At 56.0% G+C, this 336-nt stretch carries 1 protein-coding gene; it reads right to left on the reverse strand.

What is annotated here, in order from left to right:
* On the reverse strand, positions 1-261 hold a 261-nt coding region (locus CIK04_RS32665; RefSeq protein WP_142995073.1), incomplete at its 3' end, for a hypothetical protein.
* Positions 262-336 lie beyond the last annotated feature (75 nt).

The raw sequence follows: 336 nt of genomic DNA on the forward strand, positions 1-336 counted from the left end.
TGCTTCGTCAACACTGATGTTGCCGTCGCCTACGGTCGTCAAGTCGATGCTCGGTAGATCCGCATTGTCCGCATCCAACGTCGCGCTTTCTGTGTCGCTCGCTGGGTTGCCCGCGCTGTCCGTCACGTCCGCTTTCACGCTGATCGCGCCATCAACCAGACCCTTACCTGTTAGGTCTGCGGTCGTGCTGAACTTGCCATCTTGAACGGTCGCTTCGAACGAGGCTGTGTTGCCTTTGCTGTCGGTCACGGTCAAGGTCACTTTCTGACCGTCTTTCTACGTTGGTTCGTGGTTCCTGACAAAGGTCACTTCGTCTGCTTCGTCAACACTGATGTT

The organism is Vibrio sp. 03_296, assembly GCF_002265885.1.